Raw genomic sequence first — 17,175 nt, forward strand, 5'->3', positions numbered from 1 at the left:
TGGATCACCTCAGCGGTAGGACTTCTGGTAGCGAGCGCGCGCGCCGGGTCCGCCCCACTTCTTGGGTTCGGACTGGCGCACGTCGTTGACCAGGAGCGTGCGGTCGAAGTTCATGTAGGCGTCGCGCAGCTCGGCGTCGCCGAGGTGCTGGACGAGTCCACGGGCGATGGCCGTCCGCGTCGCGTCGGCTTGACCGCTGAACCCGCCGCCCTGAACGTCGATGTCGATGTCGACGCCGTCGCGGAGGTCCTCGCCGGCGATGCGGAACGGCTCGAGCATCTTGAGCCGCGCCTGTTCCGGTTCGACCAGCTCGACTGGCTGGGAGTTGATGCGAACGCGACCCTCGCCCTCGCGCACCGTGGCGCGGGCGACGGCCGTCTTCTTCTTGCCTGAGGTGTTCGTTACCATGTGACGTTGGCTCCCAGAGACTCGGAGATCGACCCGAGCGTGGTGAATTTGATGTTCGAGAGGCGGTCGAGCGAGGTGCCGTCGAGGACGACGCTGTCGACGTCCTCGTCGCGCTCGTAGGGGTTCCCGACGTACACGCGGACGCTCGAGAGCGCCTCGCGACCGTCCTCCGACTTGTACGGCAGCATGCCGCGGATGGCGCGCTTGAAGATCCGGTCGGGACGCTTGGGGTAGTAGGGCCCGCTGTCCGAGCCGAGCTCCGCGCGCTTGTGGTACGTCTCCATCGTCGCCTCCTCGTTGCCGGTGATGACGGCTCGTTCGGCGTTGACGACGGCGACGGTCTCCCCGGCGAGGGCGCGCTGTGCGACCTCCGAGGAGACGCGACCGAGGATACAGTCGCGGGCGTCGACGACGACGTCCGCGTCTATCTTTGCGAGACTCATCGGATCACCCGGACGTTGCTTCCTTCGGGGTTCTGTTCGATGAACTGTTCTAGCGACACCGCTTCGCCGGTCTGGTCGATCTTCGTCCGGGCGGTCCCGGAGAAGTCGACGGCGGCGACGGTGACGTTCGTTTCGAGCACACCGCTGCCCAGCACCTTGCCGGGGACGACGACCGTCTCGTCTTCCTGAGCGTACCGTTCGATGCGGCCCAGGTTGACCTCAGCGTGCGTGCGCCGTGGCTTCTCCAGTCGGTCGGCGATGTCCTGCCACACGTTGGCTCCGGAGTCGCGTGAGACCGACTTCAGATCGGCGATGAGGTTCTGTAGTTTCGGGTTCGTCTTGCTACTCATAGCTGTCCCTCCTGAACGGAGAGTTCGTGGAAAACGGAGTGCAGGGAGCAGGATTTGAACCTGCGGACCTCTACAGGACAGCGCCCTGAACGCTGCGCCGTTGGCCTGACTTGGCTATCCCTGCGTGCACTCCATCGTATTCCGGCTCCCTTCAAACCACTTTCGGTCCCGCCGTCCCGCGTCTCGGCCGCGGACGCCCCGGCTGCGGGGGCGACGCCGCGGCTCGCGGCGGGGGCGACGGTCAGGGATGTGGTTCGAAGGGCCGTCATTTCCTTATACTGCGACTTTCGTCTGTAGTTCGTCCGCGCGCTCCTCGATGGAGTCGATCGCGCGGAGCAGCAGTTCCTCGACCTCGAACGAGCCGTCCGTCTCGATGTGGAAGACGAACGCGCCCGGCACGTCCTCGACCGCGACCTCCTTCCCGGGGAACCGTTCCGAGAGATCGTTGTCGAACTCGTCCGTGAGCTCTATCTCTCCGTCAGGGGTCTCGATGACGCCGCGGAGGATGTTCGGCTCGTCGTCGTCGAACTCGCCCCGGTCGCCTTCGACCGAGACGCGCTGGAGGTGACGGTATCCGACGGAGACGCCGCCCTGGTGTTTGGCGTGCTCCTTCCCGGTGTCGAGTACCGCCGTCGCCTCGAACTCGAGGCGCTGTCCCTCCTTCAGCTCGATGATCGGGATCTGCTCGTCGGCGACGCCGACCAGCGGATCGCTACACTCGATGTCCCCGGAGTACGCCGTGGCCGGGCCCTCGACGTCGAGCGCGAGGGTGACCTCGTCGCCGACCTCGAAGTCGTCGAGCGGGGTCGTCAGCGGAACGAGCCCCAGGCGGAGCCCGATCATCTCGTCGAACATGACCGAGGAGTTCTCGACGAACTGGACCGTGTCTATCGAGAACGTCGGGACGTCGGCGATCATCGCTCGGCGGATGCCGTTGGCGAACGCCGGCGTGAGCCCGCGGATCAGCACCCGCGCGTTGCGTTCGTCCCGTTCGACGTACTGGACGTCGAATTCGTCTTCGGTCATGTCAGACTCGCTTGTTCTTCGGCGCCTTCGTCCCGTCGTGCGGGATCGGCGTGACGTCCTCGATCCGGCCGATCTCGACGCCCGCACGCGAGAGCGCGCGGATCGTCGCTTGCGCACCGGGACCGGTGGACTTGTTGAGGTTGCCGCCGGGGCCGCGCACGCGAACGTGCACACCCTCCAGACCGGCGTCTTTGACGCGCTCGGCGACGACCTCCGCCATCTGCATGGCGGCGTACGGCGACGCCTCGTCGCGGTTCTGTTTCACCACGGTGCCGCCGGACGACTTGGCGATCGTCTCGGCGCCCGTCTCGTCGGTGACCGTGATGAGCGTGTTGTTGAACGACGCGTACACGTGGGCGATGCCCCACTTTCCTCCGTCTTCGGATTCACTCATGGTTGGTTACTCCTGTGACTCCGCGCGCTCGGGGTGAAGATCGTCCGCGAGCGGGCTGTTCTCGTCGAAGTCGATGGCGTCCTCGTCGCTGACGTCCACCTTCACCGACGGGCGCGTGACGCGAGCGCCGTTGACGGTGATGTGGCCGTGGACGATGAACTGGCGGGCCTGTTGGGTCGAGGAGGCGAATCCCTGCCGGTAGACGATCGTCTGGAGCCGGCGCTCCAGCAGGTCCGTCACGTCGAGCGACAGGACCGTCGAGATGTCGTCGTTGTCGCCGAGGATGCCGATCCGGCGGAGCCGTGCGACGAACTCCGCGCCGGCGTCCTGAGCGGCGTCGACGTCACCCTGCGCCTCGCCGAGCAGCCGTCGGGCCTCTCGACGCATGTTGCGCAGTTCGGACTGAGCGCGCCAGAACTCCTCTTTGTTCTTTAGACCGTACCGTGAGAGGAGGTCGGACTCCTCGGCGATGCGCTCGCCCTGGTACGGGTGGTTCGGCGTCTCGTAGCCCTTGGTGTTCTTGCCGGTGCTCATTCGTCGTCACCCGCTTCGTCTTCCGCCATCTCCTCGCGGATCTCCTCGACGTTGACCCCGATGGTCCCCTCCGAGCGACCCGTAGACTTGGTGCGCTGCCCGCGGACCTTCTGGCCGCGCTTGTGGCGAACGCCCTTGTACGATTCGATGATCTTCATCCGGTTGATGTCGTGACGGCGCTTCTCGTTGACGTCGGTGCCGACGAGGTGCGTCGTCTCTCCGGTGAAGAAGTCGTTCTGTCGGTTCGTCATCCACGACGGGACGTGGTCTTCGAGGTTCTCGGCGATGTCGACCACCGCGTCGATGTCCTCTTCATCGAGGAGCCCGAACGTGGCGTTTCGATCCACGTCGGCCTTCTCGGCGACCAGCCGCGCCGTGCGCGTGCCGATGCCGTCGAGTTCGGACAGGCTTCGCTCGACCGTCTTCGTCCCGTCGAGGTCCGCGCCCCCGATCCGAACGAAGTACTGGAGGTCCTCTTCCTCCTCCTCCGGTGAGTCGTCCTGTGATTCTTCCGTGCTCATGTGTTGGTTGTGGTGAGTCCTACCGGCGCGAATCCGGCGGTACTCGTCCGTTCGAGCGTTGCGGCGGGGATTTGAACCCCGGAGGCAGTGACGCCACAGAGTTAGCAACCCTGCGCCTTGGGCCATGCTTGGCTACCGCAACCCGCGTTGTATCATCGCCCTCTCGGACTCGGGACCGGGTGCCCCTACAGTACGTGCGTTCGTTACCTCCCGCTTTCGGTACTTAAACATCACGAAACGGTCGGCCCGCTGTGGGCGACTCACACGGTCGGAAGAGCCGTCTCGGTCACCGATCTCGACCGGTCGTCACACGCCGCGCCCGCCGCGTCCGGAGCTCCCCGATCCCCCATCCAGCAGGCGGTTCCGTGAGGCGTACTGTTTAGTGGGTCCCGCGGCAGCGTTCTGGTATGAAAGCCGTTCAGTTCGGCGAACACGGCGACCGCGACGTGATCGAGTACGGCGACTTCCCCGACCCCGAGCCCGACCGTGGCGAGGTGCTCGTCGACGTCAAGGCCGGCGCGCTCAACCACCTCGACATCTGGACCCGACGCGGGATGCCCGGCATCGACCTGGAGATGCCGCACATTCCGGGTAGCGACGCTGCGGGCGTCGTCGAGGCGGTGGGCGGGGGCGTGACTCGGTTCGAGCCCGGCGACCGCGTCGCCGTGAGCGCGGGCGTCTCCTGTGGGACCTGCGAGTTCTGCCGCAACGGCGAGGAGTCGCTTTGTACCTCCTTCCACATCCTCGGCGAACACGTCCGCGGCGTCCACGCCGAGAAGGCGACGGTCCCCGAGGCGAACCTGGTCCCCGTTCCGGACGGCGTCGCCTGGGAGGTCGCCGGCTCCGCGTCGCTCGTCTTCCAGACCGCGTGGCGCATGCTCCACACGCGCGCAGAGATCGAGGCGAGCGAGAAGGTGCTCGTCCTCGGCGCCTCCGGCGGCGTCGGCCACGCGGCGGTCCAGATCGCCGACCACGCGGGCTGCGAGGTGTTCGCGACCGCCTCGACCGAAGAGAAGCTCTCGCACGCGGAGGACTGCGGCGCCGACCACGTCATCGACTACGAGGCGAACGACTTCGCCGACGAGATCGCGGAACGCACCGGCAAACGCGGCGTCGACGTCGTCGTCGACCACGTCGGCGAGGCCACCTATCCGAACTCGCTGAAGTCGCTGGCGAAGGGGGGCCGGCTCGTCACCTGTGGCGCCACGACCGGCCCGAACCCGGGCGCCGGGCTCAACCGTATCTTCTGGAACCAGCTGTCGGTGATCGGTTCGACGATGGCGACGCCCGGCGAGGTCGACGACGTGCTGGAGCTCGTCTGGGACGGTACCTTCGAACCTCGCGTGCGCGAGGTCCTCCCGATGAGCGAGGCCGCGCGGGCACACGAGATGATCGAAAACCGTGAGGGCTTTGGCAAAGTGGTGGTTAAACCGGACAGTGAGTTCTGAGACCGACGAGACCACCGACGGCGGCTACGTCCACGTCCCCGGGACCGAGCCCGACGCGGGCGCGAGCGACGGGGCGGAGTCGGGACCCGATAGCCCCCGCGACGCCTCGTCGGAACCCGACGCCGACGGTTTCGGCCGAAAAGGGTGGGCGCTGACCGCCGTCCTGTTCACCTGCGTGCTGGTGATCCCGGGAGCCATCTACCTCTACCCGTACGCGGCGGGCGCGTTCGGTCTCACTTTCTTCGCGACGTACCTCGCGCTCCCCCTCGTCCCCGCGCTCCTGTTGGGCGCCGTCGCGGTCTGGTCGATGACCGCCGCGACGGCCGACCGCGAGGAGTGAGGTGCGCCGCGCCGGGCGAACCGCCGGCCCCTCCCGCCGTCGAACGACAACCGTTTTGAACGACACCCGCGCAGTGATGATATGTTGATCACCGTCTCCGGCCCGCCGGGAAGCGGGAAGAGCACCAACGCCGTCCAACTCGCCGACGCGCTCGACCTCGGACACGTCTCCGGCGGCGACCTCTTCCGCGAGATGGCGGCCGAACGCGACATGACGCCCGTCGAGTTCAACGAGTTCGCCGAGGAGAACCCGCAGATCGACCGCGACCTCGACCGGCGGCTCCGCGAGATCGCCATCGAGCGGGACGGCGTCGTCCTCGAATCTCGACTCGCCGGGTGGCTCGCGGCGGAACACGCCGACTTCCGGTTCTGGTTCGACGCGCCGCTGTCGGTCCGCGCGGAGCGGATCGCCGAGCGGGAGTCGAAGCCCGTCGACCGCGCGCAAGCGGAGACGAAGCGCCGCGAGGCCTCCGAACGCAAGCGCTACCGCGAGTGCTACGGCATCGACATCGAGGACCTGTCCATCTATGACGCCGCGTACAACACCGCTCGCTGGGGTCCCGAACGCTTCCTCGACGTCCTCGTCGCGACCGTCGAGGCATACGAGCCCGACGACGACGAGGGGAAAGCCCCCGTCGAGGGCGTCGCGTACGACTTCTGAACCACCTCCGCCTCGCCCGGTCATGACAGGCCACTCCGACGACACCGACCCCGAAACCGACCCCCTCAGGGCGCCCCCCGGAGAGCGGTCGCCGGCGGAACTGCTCCGGTTCGGCGTCGTCAACCTCGACAAGCCGGCCGGCCCCTCCTCACACCAGGTCTCGGCGTGGGTGCGCGACGCCGTCGACGAGACGCTCGCAGCGCTCGATCCGGGGGGCCCTCCGACCGGCGGCGTCGCCCACTCGGGCACCCTCGATCCGAAGGTCACGGGCTGTCTCCCCACGCTGACCGGCGACGCGACGCGGATGGCGCAGGTGTTCTTGGAGGGGACCAAAGAGTACGTCGCGGTGCTGGAGCTTCACGAGCCGCCGTCGGCCGACTTCCGCGATGTGGTCGCCGAGTTCGAGAGCGAAATCTACCAGAAGCCGCCGCGGAAGAGCGCGGTGAGCCGCCGTCTCCGGACGCGGACGATCCACGACCTCGACGTGCTGGAAGTCGCCGACCGGAAGGCGCTGCTCCGGATTCGGTGTGAGTCGGGGACCTACGTCCGAAAGCTGTGTCACGACATCGGCCTCGCGACCGGCGGCGGCGCGCACATGGGCCACCTCCGGCGCACCGCCACGGACCCGTTCGACGACCGCGACCTCCACGCGCTCCAAGACCTCGTGGACGCGCTCGCGTGGGCCGAGGACGGCGACGACGGCTACCTCCGCGAGGTGGTCCGACCCGCGGAGGACGCGTTGACTCACCTCCCCGCAGTGACGGTCGCGCCCTCTGCCGCGCGTAACGTCGCCACCGGCGCGCCGGTGTACGCGCCCGGTGTGATCGACGTCGACGACGCGGGCGTGATCGCGGGTGGGGGAGCCGATGACGACGACTCCGACGTCGAGCCGCCGCTCGTCGCGTGTTTCACGCCGGACGGCGTCGCGGTCTGTCTCGGCCGCGTCGTCGGCGATCCGGACGCCGAGTCGGGCGTGGTCGTCTCGCTGGAGCGCGTCCTTTTATAGTCACTCGCTCGCCGTACCGCGTATGGACGACGACGGCTGCGACGCCGACTCCGACGCCGCGAGTACCAATTCCGACGAGGTGGACCGACGCGCGCTCGGCACCGCGAGCGCCGCCCCCGGCGAGTGCGACCGCGGCTGGTTCGCCGTCGCTGACCTCCCGACCGGGGCGTCGGAGCGGCTCCCGGTCGCGATCGCGAACGGCGCGGCCGACGGCCCGACGCTGTGGCTCACCGGCGGCGTTCACGGGGACGAGGCCACCGGCGTCGCTGTCGTTCAGGACGCGGTGGCGGCGTTCGACGGCGACCCCCTCGCGGACCTCGCGGGCGCGGTGGTCGCCGTTCCCGTGGTCTCTCCAGCCGGACTGCGACGAAATGCGCGCCACACGTACTACGCGGACGAGGACCCGAACCGCCACTTCCCGGACGCGGACGCCGAGTCCGCGCGCCCGCCCCGGCTTCAGGAGCGCGTCGACGCGCGGCTCTACGCCGCGATCACGGGCGAGCCGGCCGACGACGACTCCGCCGAGACGGACCGCGACGATCCCGTCGAGGGCGTCGCGGCCGACGCGCTGATCGACTGTCACACCGCTGGCGTCGGCAGCGAGCCGTTCGCGATCCGCGACCGCGTGCTGTACGGCGACCGGCGGAGCGAGGACGAGGCCGCCGAGCTGTCGGCCGAACTCGGTCGGATCGTCGACGCCTTCGGCTTCCCGACGCTGCGCGAGTACCCGGCCGCGGAGTACGTCGAGGAGAACCTCCAGCGGTCGACCGCCGGCGCCGTGCTCAACGAGGCCGGCGTCCCGGCGTTCACCGCCGAACTCGGCGCGCACAGCGTCGTCGACGACGGTCTCGTCGACGCGGGCGTGGCGGGAATCTTCGCCGTCGCGGTCGAACTCGGACTGGTGACTCCCGACGCGGTCCCCGCCGCGGTCGGCGAGCCGGCCGACCACTTCGATCCCGCGCCGGTCGATTTCCCGGTGCGGCGGTACCGCGGCCCGACCACCGACGTTGCCGGGCTGGTCCGCCACCGCGTCGCCGCGGGCGACCGGTTCGACGAGGGCGAGGTGCTGGCCGACGTGGTCGCCGCGACCGGGGCGGAGCGCGGCGAGGTGACGGTCGACCGCGACGGCTACGTGCTCGGTCGGACGGAGGGGTTGGCGGTCTACGAGGGGGATCCGATCGGAAGTCTCGCCGTGCGAGACGACGGCGATCTCGTGGTCCCCCGCGATGCCGCCGACGACTGAAACGAAGTCCTTAATTACCGGTCGGTCGTTTTTTCGACCGCAGACAGGGACCGTGGGGTAGTGGTATCCTATGCGGATGGGGTCCGTATGACCTGAGTTCGACTCTCAGCGGTCCCATCGAGTTTTGAACTGATCGCTAACAACCAGCGAGAGGACGCTCTCTCCGACGAAATCTTCTTTTGGGTCTCGGCGGTCGGCCTCGCTCCCGGCCGTCCGGACACCGCTCCGCAACCACTAAACGCGGCTCGCCCGTTCAGTCGATAATGGCCGACTGGACGGAGAAGTACCGCCCGAGCACGCTCTCGGAGGTACGCGGCAACGACAAGGCCCGCGACGCGTTCGCGGACTGGGCCCGCTCGTGGGACGACCACCGCGAGGCGGCCGTCCTCCACGGCAGCCCGGGCGTCGGGAAGACGAGCGCGGCCCACGCGCTCGCGAACGACATGGACTGGGAGACCGTGGAGCTGAACGCCTCCGACCAGCGCACCGCCGACGTCATCGAGCGGTTCGCGGGGCGGGCCGCGCGCAACGCCACCCTCGGCGGCAGCGCGGCCGGCGGCGGCGCGACCGGCGGCGACACGGCCTCTCGCCAGCTCGTCATCCTCGACGAGGCCGACAACATCCACGGCAACTACGACCGCGGCGGCGCCTCGGCGATCACGAAGCTCGTCAAGGAGTCGGGCCAGCCGATCGTGCTCATCGCCAACGACTACTACGACATGTCGCGCGGGCTCCGGAACGCGACCCGGGAGATCGAGTTCCGCGACGTCTCGGCGCGCTCAATCGTCCCCGTCCTCCGAGACGTCTGTCGGAAGGAGGGGATCGAGTTCGAGTCGGACGCGCTCCAACGCATCGCGGAGCGGAACCGCGGCGACCTCCGCGGCGCGATCAACGACCTCCAGGCCGCGACCGAGGGCCGCGAGTCGATCGCGATCGAGGACGTGGTCACCGGCGACCGCGACAAGGCGCTCGGGCTCTTCCCGTTCCTCGACGCCGTGTTGAAAGAGGAGTCCGCGGAGGAGGCGCTCCAGTCGGCGTACGCCGTCGACGAGACGCCGGACGACCTGACACGGTGGATCGAGAACAACGTCTTAGACGTGTACGACCCCGCGGAGGCGGTCCGCGCGTACGACTTCCTCGCGAACGCCGACGTGTGGCTCGGCCGCGTCCGCGCCACGCAGAACTACACCTACTGGCGCTACGCGACCGACAACGCGGCCGCCGGCGTCGCCGCGGCCCGCGACGGCGAGAAGGGCGGTTGGACGCGGTACGGCCGCCCGCAGTTCTGGTCGTCGTCGGACGCGACCGCCGACGAGGTGGTCGGCAAGATCGCGGCCGCGAGCGGCTGTAGCATCGCGACCGCTCGGCGCGAGGTGTTACCGTTCCTCGAGACCGTCACTCATCACTGTAAGCCGCGCGAGCTGACGGTCGCGATGGCGGCGGCCTACGACCTCGACGAGGCGGGCGTCGCCTTCGTCACCGGCTCGGGCGAGTCGACGAACAAGGTCGCGTCGATCGTCGAGGACGCACAGGCCCGCCGCGAGGAACTGATCGAGGAGCACGCCGACGGCGCCTTCGCGCTCGCCCCGGCCGACCGCGCCGAGGACGCGGACGAGGACGCCGCTACTGCTGACGACTCGGACCCCGACGACTCCGAACCGACCGCCACGGCGACCGACGAGACAGCGCCAGCGGACGACACGGACGGCGAAGACGACGATCAGGCCGGGCTGAACGACTTCATGTGAGCCGGTCTCGGGCACACGTCCGCGGGCGGACCCGCTTCTCGTAGCTTTCGATGACTCCCCCGTCGGAGGCAGTACCGACGACCGGTATCGTTCGAGACGTCACCGGACGCGAATATTCTCCCGTCGCCAACGTGCGACGCCGCTCAGACGCACGACTGCGGGTCCGTGTCGCGTTCGGCCGCCTCCGCTGTCTCGGACGAGTCGTCACAGACGAACTCGAAGCAGGCGCCGCCCTCCCGGCTCTCCGTCACCGAGACCGTCCAGCCGTGGGCCGTCGCGATCCGGTCGACGATCGCCAGCCCGAACCCGGTGCCGTCCGGCGCGGTCGTGTGTCCGGGCTCGAAGACCGCGTCCCGCTGGTCGGGGTCGATCCCCGGACCGTCGTCCGCGACGCGGAAGCCGTCGTCCGTCCGCGTGACGCGGACCCGGACGGCCGCGTCTCCGCCGTCCGTCGGGGGTGGGTCCGCCGACGCGTCACCCGGCGAGGAGAACGTCCCGGGGGCGACGGCGTCGCTCGGCTCGGCTCCGTCGTCGCCGGAGTCGGCGGTCGACAGCGCGTCGACGCCCTCGGGTGACCCGTGTTCGATCGCGTTCCGGAAGAGGTTCTCGAACGCCTGTCGGAGTCTGTCCCCGTCGCAGGTGAGCGTCCCGAGCGACCCCTCGACGGTGAGAGCGGCGTCGGCCGGGTCGCCGACGGTCCGCCACGCGCTCTCGACGACCGTCCGCAGGTCGGTCGGTTCGGCGGTCTGGACCGTCTTCCCCTCCCGGGCCAGCGTCAGGAGGTCCGAGATGAGGTCGTCCATCCGATCGAGGGCGTCGAGCGCCCGGTCCAACCGCTCCGGCGCGGCCTCGCCGTCGAGTTCCCGCGCCAGTTCGATGTTCCCGACGACGACCGAGAGCGGGTTCCGGAGGTCGTGTGAGACGACCCTCGCGAACTCGTCGAGGCGCTCGCGCTGCCGTTCCAGCCGTCGGCGTCGCTTGACGCGCTCGTCCGCCGAAAACAGGTACCCCACCACGTCGCCCCGCCCGGTTACTCGCCCGCGCTCGTGAATCCACTGCGCCTCTCCGTCGGACGCGACGCGATACACCACGTCGACAGTGTCGTCGCCGCACGCCTCCCGAAGCCGGTCGCGGTCGTCGCCGGCCACGCAGTCGAGCCACCCGCCGTCCGGTCGCTCCGGAACGTCCAGCCCCGACTCCTCGTCCGCCTCGATCACCAACCGAGTCGGGTCGCCGTCGGGGCGCCGGTACGCGATCCCCGGGCGTCCTTCCATCGGTCGGGACACGTGTCAACGAGTCTACCGTGACCGTATAAACCTTACTCGCGTATCACTTGTCAGACGGTGATATCAAATTCTGATAATCCGTAATAAAGCCGCGAATGCTTCCGAAGGCCGATGAATCCAGCAATCACGGCTCGCGCGGTCCGCGAGACGGTCGGTCGACGCCGGGAGAGCTTTGGGGGTCCCGCCGGTGTGTCGGTACATGCGCGCAGCGATCCTCCGAGACCACGGGGAGCCGCTCGCGATCCGCGAGCTTCCCGACCCCGAACCGGCACCCGACGGCGCGGTCGTCCGCGTCGACGCCTGCGGCGTCTGTCGCAGCGACTGGCACGCGTGGGCCGGCCACGGCGAATGGGCGAACGACCGCGTCCCGCGCGGCCAAGTGCTGGGCCACGAGCCGGCCGGCGAGGTCGTCGCCGTCGGCCGCGAGGTCGACCGATTCGCCCCGGGCGACCGCGTGGTCGTCCCGTTCTCGCTCGGCGACGGCACCTGCCCGCACTGCCGCCGCGGGGCCGGTAACGTCTGCGAGGACGGGCGGGCGCTCGGGTTCGAACCCGCCGCCCAAGGGGCGTTCGCCGAGCGGGTAGGAGTGCCGGCGGCCGACTACAACCTCGTCGAGCGCCCGCCGTGGCTCGACGCCACCGCGGCCGCGGCGCTCGGGTGTCGCTACATGACCGCGTACCACGCGCTCGCCGAGCGAGCGACCGTCACCGGCGGCGACGCCGTGGCCGTCCACGGCTGCGGGGGCGTGGGTCTCTCCGCGGTCCAGATCGCCGACGCGCTCGGAACTCGGGTGGTAGCCGTCGACGTCGACGACGACGCGCTCGCGCTCGCGGCAGAGTTCGGCGCGGCCGCGACGGTGAATCCCACCGATCTCGGCGGGGCGACCGTTCCAGAGCGCGTCCGCGCCCTCACCGACGGCGGCGCCGACGCCTCGCTCGACGCGCTGGGGATCGCAGAGACCTGTCGCAACTCCGTCCGCTCGCTCCGACCGAAGGGGACGCACGTCCAGGTCGGACTCACGACCGACGCCGAGCGAGGCGAGGTGTCGCTCCCGACCGACTGGATGACCCGATGGGAGATCTCCTTCCTCGGTTCGCGCGGGATGCCGCCGACGAGCTACGGCGACCTGTTCGCGCTGATCGAGGCGACCGACGTGGATCCCGGTGCGCTGGTCACCAGGGAGCTGTCGCTGTCGGACGTTTCCGACCGGCTCGCGGCGATGAACGAGTACGCCGTGCGCGGCGTCGAGGTCGTCACCGACCTCTGAACGCCGGGACGGGACCGCCCTACAACAGCCGCGAGAGGAACTGCTGACCGCGTTCCGTCGTCGGCTGCTCGAAGAAGGACCGGGTCTCGGTCCGCTCGACGACCCGGCCGTCGGCCATCAGGACGATCCGGTCGCCGACCTCGCGGGCGAACCCCATCTCGTGGGTGACGAGGACCATCGTCATCCCGTCTCTCGCAAGGTCCTCGATCACGTCGAGAACCTCCCCGACGAGTTCGGGGTCGAGCGCGCTCGTCACCTCGTCGAACAGCATCACCCGCGGTTCCATCGCGAGCGCGCGGGCGATGGCGACGCGCTGCTGTTGACCGCCCGAGAGCTCGTTCGGATACGACTCGGCCTGGTCGGCCAGTCCGACTCTGTCGAGCAGGTCGGAGGCGGACTCCTTCGCGCTCGACTCGGCCTCTCCTTTGACCTTCTCCGGAGCGAGCGCGACGTTCTCCAGTGCGGTCTTGTGCGGGAAGAGGTTGAACGACTGGAACACCATCCCGATCTGCTGTCGGATCTCGTTCACGTCCGTCTCGATCACGGACCGTCCGTCGAGGCGGATGTCCCCGCCTTGGATCTCCTCTAACCTGTTCGCACACCGGAGCAGCGTCGACTTGCCGGAGCCGGACGGGCCGATGACGACGACGACCTCTCCCTCGTCGACGGAGAGGTCGACGTCGTACAGCACCTGCGTGTCACCGAACGACTTGTCGACGTCGTCGAACTCGACGAGCGGACCGGTCACGCCTTCTCACCTCCGTCGTTGCCGGACCTGAAGTCCGACAACCAGCCGAACATCCGGCTGTCCGAACCCCAGTCCGACCGACGTTCCAGCCCGTTGACCAGTTGGCTCATCGACATCGTGATGACGAGGTAGAGCACGCACACCCACACGAGCGGCGTCCACGGGTCCAGCTGGTTGCTGTTGATGTTCCGGAACACGCTCATGATCTCCGGGACTGCGATGACGGTCAGTAGCGAGGTGTCTTTCACCAAGATGATCTGGTCGTTTCCGATGGCCGCGAGCGCGTTACGCCACGCCTGGGGGAGGACGACCTCCCGCAGCGCCATCACCCGCGACATTCCCAGCGAGCGCGCGGCTTCCATCTGTCCGTCCGGCACGGCGTCGATGCCGCCTCGGACCGCCTCGCCGACGTACGCGGCGTGGTTCAGAGTCAGTCCGATGATCGCGGCCGGGACTGCCCAGTTCTCGAAGGGGAACTGCCCCGTGGCCCACAGCCGCGGGATGCCGAAGAAGATGACGAACAGCTGGAACAGAAGCGGCGTCCCGCGGAAGAACTCCACGTATCCCTTCGCGATCCGCCCGGTGACGGGTGAGGTCGAGATCCGTGCGAGACCGACGAGGATGCCGGCCGTCACCGACAGCACGCTCGATATCACGACGATCCGGATCACCAGGAAGAACGCCTCGACGAACCGCTCGGCGATGAACGGCGACGAGAGCAGCGTGTAGTTGACCTGCGTCGTGAGGATCCACACGAGCAGTCCGCCGATCGCCAGCACGAAGCCGGCCGCGGCGATCTCTCCGATGCGTCTGACGGTCCCGTCACGCATCATGACACCGCCGGTGTTCGACTCCGTATCTGTCTGTGTCGCCATTATATGTGTGCCGAGTGCGCTCGATTACGCGCTGAAGTACTCGCTGTATATCTCGTCGTACGTGCCCTCCTCGCGGAGGGTTGCGAGCGCCCCGTTGACCTCCTCCCGGAACTCGTCGTCGTCCTGCCGGAAGGCGATCCCGTACTCTTCGATGGTGAGCGTGAGGTATGGCGGTGCGTCCTCGCGGTCGGCGGCGACGCCCTCACCCTCCAGGAACACGACGTCCTCGTTTTCGGCCGCGAAGTCGCCGCTGACGGTGTTGTCGTTGATCACGGCCGACACCTGGTTGTTCAGCAGGGCGTCGAACGCGCCCGTGATCTGGTCGTAGCTCTGGATCTCGAGGTCGCCGTCGAAGTCGGACTGGAGGTCCTCGGCGGCGGCCTCGCCGGTCGTCCCGCGCTGGACCCCGACGGACTCGCCCTGGAGGTCGTCGAGCTCGGTGATCTCCCCGTTGTCGAGGATCAGGACCGTCTGGTACGCCGTGAAGTACGGGTCCGAGAAGTCGACCCGCTCCGCGCGCTCGTCGTTGATCGTCATGGCGCTCATGATGACGCGGAAGTTCGCGTTGTTCAGCGACGCGATGATCCCGTCGAAGCCGGTTTCTTGGAACTCGAAGTCGTAGCCGAGCTGATCGGCGAACACCGCCTCGGCGATATCCACGTCGAACCCGACGAGCTCCCCCGACTCCGTGCGGTACTCGAAGGGCGGGTACGGGATGTCCGACCCGATCGTTATCGTCTCCTGTCCGTCTCCGCCGTCGCCGCCGGAACACCCGGCCAGTGCCACCGTGCCGGCCGCTCCGAGTCCCGTGAGGTACTGACGGCGACCGACCGTTCGATTTCCATCCATACACTCTCGGTCGGCCGATCAGGGTTTCAACGTTTCGGCCGCCGCAACGGCCCATCGATCGTTCGTGACGTTCTCGAAACGTCATTCGGCCCGCTGAGGGAGAAATCCCACTGCTTTCGAGAGTCACACGCATCAGACTCACGTCGACACGTCAGTCTCGTGGAGCGGTTCTTCTCGTCGTCCGGGGTCGTCGCTCGCTTGTTGGGTCCGACAGATTGACCGACGGTGCCCGGTCAGTCACCCCGAGAGAACCGGTGACTTCCGAGTCAGTCCCCGCCGATCGGTTCCGACGAGGGCCCGTCGGGCTCGACCCCGCGTAGCGTCCACGCGGACCCGGCGGCGAGCGCGACGGCGGCGGCGAGCGCGACGAGGTTGACCTGCTGCCAGACGGCGGTGTAGAGGACGAGGTCGCGCCCGAGGAGGAGGGTCCCAACGAGCGCGCCCATCGATCCGACCGCGAGCGCGCGTACGGTGCCCGCGGTGCCCGCGTCGAGGCCGGCGTATCCCGACCGGACCGCCTCCGTCGCGTACGCGACCGTCGCGACGAGCCCGAGGTGGCCGGCGAGGCCCGTGATGTAGAACGCGGCCTGCGCGGGCGGGGCGTAGGTGAGGAACGGCACCGCCCGCGAGAAGAGCGCGCTGGCGACGATGCCGACGACGGCGATGCCCGCCGCCGCGCGGAGCAGTCGCGCGCTTCCCCGGCCGCCGCCCCAGATGGTCGCGAGGCCGAGCAGCGTGAAGATGGTCAGCGCGACCGAGAGGTGGGCGGCGTGAGTCGACACCGTGTACCCGCCGGGGACGAGCCCGCTGAGCGTGACGGTGATCGCGCCGACGGTGATCTGGAGGGGCAAGATCGCGACCGCGAGCGTCGCCGCCAGCTTCGTCCGGCGGTCGAAGCCGGAGCCGAGCCACGTCCACCCGGCGACGCCGACGATCAGGAAGCCGGTGACCATCGCCCACGCGCGGTGGAACCACTCGATGAAGTCGGGGTTGATCGTCAGCGCCGGGATCAATTGGTCGGAACACAGCGGCCACTGGGCCTGACACGCCAGCCCCGAGCCGGTCGCCGCCGTGTAGACGCCGAGCGAGAACAGGACGAGCGTCATCCCCGTCGTCGCCGCCGCGTATCGCCTGAACGTTAGCCACGCGGGCCGAAGACTCATTGTCCAATTTCGGGCGTGCGCGTACTTAGACCGTTCGGCCGCTCCCCGCGCTCGGGAAGGTCGCAACGCGGAGACGCGCTACCCGGACAGCTCTCGCTTCGCCTTCCGCGCCCGTTCGGACATCTCCTCGTTCCCGTCGACGTCGGCGAGCGTCTCGACGGCCTCTAGGTTCCGGACGGAGTCGTCGAGGAAGGAGAGCACGTCGCCGGTGTACGCGTACACCATGTAATCGTCGGTCATCACGTCGACGATGGCCTGCGGTCCCAGCCCCTCGGCGCGCAGTTCGAGGACGTAGCGCATGAACTTCTCCTCGGGACAGCCGCAGTACGGGTTCGCGTCGCAGCTACAGTCGAGGAAGTCCTCGGCGAAGTCGAGGACCCGATCGCGGGTCGTCTCGTCGAGCTTCGAGAGGCCGTCACCGGTGAAAAGCAGGTCGAGGGTCGCGCCGGCGAACGCCCCCTTCGGGATGTTCGCCTCCAGCTGGGAGGCGAGCTGCCGGTGGTTCTTCACGTAGATCTTGTCGGTAAAGGCCACGAGTTGGCGACGCTACGCCCGCGACCCTGAAAAACGACGCGGTGACCGAGAGACGGTGCGGCGCTCGGTTCGGACGCTCGAACCGACCCCGGTCGCCACTCCGTGCCACGCCCGTCCGGGAGTCGTAACCGTTATTTATCGAAGCGGGGTACTTGACGACGCGTGTCCGGGTTAGGGTAGTGGACTATCCTTCAGCCTTGTGGAGGCTGAGACGCGGGTTCGATTCTCGCACCCGGACCTTTTCACGACGACCGCAGGGAGGAGTTGAAACGCCGGAAGGCGAGAGCGAAGCAGGGAGCAGCCGAGCACCGCGAGGCTGCGAGTGGGGTTCG

The 17,175-nt window shown here is 68.6% G+C and carries 20 protein-coding genes and 4 tRNA genes; 9 read left to right on the forward strand and 15 right to left on the reverse strand.

Annotation, left to right across the window (positions count from 1 at the left end; all coding sequences use genetic code 11):
* Window positions 1-9: 9 nt before the first annotated feature.
* From ABDZ89_RS14885 to ABDZ89_RS14925, 9 genes are all read right to left on the reverse strand, one after another.
* Window positions 10-408, reverse strand: a complete 399-nt coding sequence (locus ABDZ89_RS14885) for a 30S ribosomal protein S9 (RefSeq protein WP_343780396.1) — start codon at window positions 406-408, stop codon at window positions 10-12.
* Window positions 402-851 (reverse strand): 50S ribosomal protein L13, encoded by a 450-nt coding sequence (locus ABDZ89_RS14890; protein ID WP_343780397.1) that lies wholly within the window; start codon window positions 849-851, stop codon window positions 402-404. Before ABDZ89_RS14890 ends, ABDZ89_RS14885 begins: the two co-directional genes overlap by 7 nt.
* Window positions 848-1,201, reverse strand: a complete 354-nt coding sequence (locus ABDZ89_RS14895) for a 50S ribosomal protein L18e (protein ID WP_343780398.1) — start codon at window positions 1,199-1,201, stop codon at window positions 848-850. Before ABDZ89_RS14895 ends, ABDZ89_RS14890 begins: the two co-directional genes overlap by 4 nt.
* Window positions 1,202-1,240: 39 nt before the next feature.
* Window positions 1,241-1,325, reverse strand: a tRNA-Leu gene (locus ABDZ89_RS14900).
* Between the two features lie 149 nt (window positions 1,326-1,474).
* Window positions 1,475-2,227, reverse strand: a complete 753-nt coding sequence (locus ABDZ89_RS14905; RefSeq protein WP_343780400.1) for a DNA-directed RNA polymerase subunit D — start codon at window positions 2,225-2,227, stop codon at window positions 1,475-1,477.
* Window position 2,228: 1 nt separating this feature from the next.
* Complete coding sequence (locus ABDZ89_RS14910) at window positions 2,229-2,621, reverse strand: 30S ribosomal protein S11 (protein ID WP_004595254.1); 393 nt, start codon at window positions 2,619-2,621, stop codon at window positions 2,229-2,231.
* A 6-nt stretch (window positions 2,622-2,627) separates the two neighbouring features.
* Window positions 2,628-3,155, reverse strand: coding sequence for a 30S ribosomal protein S4 (locus ABDZ89_RS14915; protein ID WP_343780402.1), 528 nt, complete (start codon window positions 3,153-3,155; stop codon window positions 2,628-2,630).
* The gene (locus ABDZ89_RS14920) at window positions 3,152-3,676 is read right to left on the reverse strand and encodes a 30S ribosomal protein S13 (protein ID WP_343780403.1); all 525 of its coding nucleotides are present in this window, start codon (window positions 3,674-3,676) and stop codon (window positions 3,152-3,154) included. The genes ABDZ89_RS14915 and ABDZ89_RS14920 overlap by 4 nt, the downstream gene beginning before the upstream one ends.
* Before the next feature lie 56 nt (window positions 3,677-3,732).
* A tRNA-Ser gene (locus ABDZ89_RS14925) sits at window positions 3,733-3,818 on the reverse strand.
* A gap of 265 nt (window positions 3,819-4,083) precedes the next feature.
* Between ABDZ89_RS14925 and ABDZ89_RS14930 the strand changes: the two genes are divergently transcribed.
* The 7 genes from ABDZ89_RS14930 (at window position 4,084) to ABDZ89_RS14960 (ending at window position 10,121) form a co-directional block, all read left to right on the forward strand.
* A complete protein-coding gene (locus tag ABDZ89_RS14930) occupies window positions 4,084-5,124 on the forward strand; it encodes a zinc-binding dehydrogenase (RefSeq protein ID WP_343780404.1) in 1,041 nt (346 codons plus the stop codon).
* A complete protein-coding gene (locus ABDZ89_RS14935) occupies window positions 5,114-5,464 on the forward strand; it encodes a DUF7977 family protein (RefSeq protein ID WP_343780405.1) in 351 nt (116 codons plus the stop codon). Before ABDZ89_RS14930 ends, ABDZ89_RS14935 begins: the two co-directional genes overlap by 11 nt.
* 81 nt (window positions 5,465-5,545) lie before the next feature.
* Window positions 5,546-6,124, forward strand: a complete 579-nt coding sequence (gene cmk, locus ABDZ89_RS14940) for a (d)CMP kinase (RefSeq protein WP_343780406.1) — start codon at window positions 5,546-5,548, stop codon at window positions 6,122-6,124.
* 22 nt (window positions 6,125-6,146) lie between these two features.
* Window positions 6,147-7,130 (forward strand): RNA-guided pseudouridylation complex pseudouridine synthase subunit Cbf5, encoded by a 984-nt coding sequence (locus ABDZ89_RS14945; RefSeq protein ID WP_343780407.1) that lies wholly within the window; start codon window positions 6,147-6,149, stop codon window positions 7,128-7,130.
* 22 nt (window positions 7,131-7,152) lie between these two features.
* Complete coding sequence (locus ABDZ89_RS14950) at window positions 7,153-8,373, forward strand: succinylglutamate desuccinylase/aspartoacylase family protein (RefSeq protein ID WP_343780409.1); 1,221 nt, start codon at window positions 7,153-7,155, stop codon at window positions 8,371-8,373.
* 46 nt (window positions 8,374-8,419) lie between these two features.
* Window positions 8,420-8,490: transfer RNA gene (locus tag ABDZ89_RS14955), tRNA-Pro, on the forward strand.
* 146 nt (window positions 8,491-8,636) lie between these two features.
* The gene (locus ABDZ89_RS14960) at window positions 8,637-10,121 is read left to right on the forward strand and encodes a replication factor C large subunit (protein ID WP_343780410.1); all 1,485 of its coding nucleotides are present in this window, start codon (window positions 8,637-8,639) and stop codon (window positions 10,119-10,121) included.
* 143 nt (window positions 10,122-10,264) lie between these two features.
* Here ABDZ89_RS14960 and ABDZ89_RS14965 read toward each other — a convergent pair whose 3' ends face one another.
* Window positions 10,265-11,395, reverse strand: coding sequence for a sensor histidine kinase (locus tag ABDZ89_RS14965; protein ID WP_371152599.1), 1,131 nt, complete (start codon window positions 11,393-11,395; stop codon window positions 10,265-10,267).
* A gap of 211 nt (window positions 11,396-11,606) precedes the next feature.
* Here ABDZ89_RS14965 and ABDZ89_RS14970 point away from each other — a divergent pair, with 211 nt between their 5' ends.
* Window positions 11,607-12,674, forward strand: coding sequence for an alcohol dehydrogenase catalytic domain-containing protein (locus ABDZ89_RS14970; protein WP_343780413.1), 1,068 nt, complete (start codon window positions 11,607-11,609; stop codon window positions 12,672-12,674).
* Window positions 12,675-12,693: 19 nt separating this feature from the next.
* On the opposite strand, the gene ABDZ89_RS14975 is transcribed toward ABDZ89_RS14970, so the two are convergent.
* From ABDZ89_RS14975 to ABDZ89_RS14995, 5 genes are all read right to left on the reverse strand, one after another.
* Window positions 12,694-13,422 carry an amino acid ABC transporter ATP-binding protein gene (locus tag ABDZ89_RS14975; protein ID WP_343780414.1) on the reverse strand — a complete coding sequence of 243 codons (729 nt, stop codon included), beginning with the start codon at window positions 13,420-13,422 and terminating at the stop codon, window positions 12,694-12,696.
* Window positions 13,419-14,252 (reverse strand): amino acid ABC transporter permease, encoded by an 834-nt coding sequence (locus ABDZ89_RS14980; RefSeq protein ID WP_343780527.1) that lies wholly within the window; start codon window positions 14,250-14,252, stop codon window positions 13,419-13,421. Before ABDZ89_RS14980 ends, ABDZ89_RS14975 begins: the two co-directional genes overlap by 4 nt.
* A gap of 69 nt (window positions 14,253-14,321) precedes the next feature.
* Entirely contained in the window at window positions 14,322-15,146 is an 825-nt protein-coding gene (locus tag ABDZ89_RS14985; protein ID WP_343780415.1) for a basic amino acid ABC transporter substrate-binding protein, read from the reverse strand.
* A gap of 266 nt (window positions 15,147-15,412) precedes the next feature.
* Complete coding sequence (locus ABDZ89_RS14990; RefSeq protein WP_371152595.1) at window positions 15,413-16,252, reverse strand: COX15/CtaA family protein; 840 nt, start codon at window positions 16,250-16,252, stop codon at window positions 15,413-15,415.
* 135 nt (window positions 16,253-16,387) lie between these two features.
* Window positions 16,388-16,843 (reverse strand): DUF5814 domain-containing protein, encoded by a 456-nt coding sequence (locus ABDZ89_RS14995; RefSeq protein ID WP_343780417.1) that lies wholly within the window; start codon window positions 16,841-16,843, stop codon window positions 16,388-16,390.
* Between the two features lie 165 nt (window positions 16,844-17,008).
* On the opposite strand from ABDZ89_RS14995, the gene ABDZ89_RS15000 reads away from it, so the two are divergent.
* Window positions 17,009-17,081, forward strand: a tRNA-His gene (locus ABDZ89_RS15000).
* Window positions 17,082-17,175 lie beyond the last annotated feature (94 nt).

Origin of the sequence: Halorubrum ejinorense (assembly GCF_039522565.1) — an archaeon.
In the GTDB taxonomy this organism is placed as follows: Archaea; Halobacteriota; Halobacteria; order Halobacteriales; family Haloferacaceae; genus Halorubrum; species Halorubrum ejinorense.